General features: G+C 69.4%; 1 protein-coding gene. It reads left to right on the plus strand.

From position 1 onward, the window contains the following. Positions 1-67: 67 nt before the first annotated feature. Positions 68-520, plus strand: a 453-nt coding sequence (locus ACEPPI_RS40650) for an Ig-like domain repeat protein (protein WP_373920261.1), incomplete at its 3' end; no start/stop codon positions are given.

The raw sequence follows: 520 nt of genomic DNA on the forward strand, positions 1-520 counted from the left end.
CAGCTGCTTCTCCTCATCGACCGGCACCGCACCGGTGACCGTCAACCAGGCGTCGAGCACGGTGTCGGTGACGGTCGACCCCAACCCCTCGGTATGCGGCCAGACCGTGACGGTGTGCGCCACGGTCACCGCAGTGGCACCCGGCAGCGGCACCCCCACCGGAACCGTCACCTTCACCGGCCCCGGCGGACTGAACCAGACCGTCACCCTGGACACGGGCGGCACAGCATGCGTCACCACGACCACGCTGGAAACCGGCACGGTCACAGCCGTCTACAACGGCGACGGATGCCTCTCCTCATCGACCGGCACCATGGATGTGGCGGTCAACCCGGCAACAAGTGCGGTGTCGGTGACGGTGGACCCCAACCCCTCGGTGTGCGGCGAGACCGTGACGGTGTGCGCCACGGTCACCGCAGTGGCACCCGGCAGCGGCACCCCCACCGGAACCGTCACCTTCACCGGCCCCGGCGGACTGAACGAGACCGTCACCCTGGACACGGGCGGCACAGCATGCGTC

Origin of the sequence: Streptomyces sp. AB3(2024) (assembly GCF_041862025.1) — a bacterium.
In the GTDB taxonomy this organism is placed as follows: domain Bacteria; phylum Actinomycetota; class Actinomycetes; order Streptomycetales; family Streptomycetaceae; genus Streptomyces.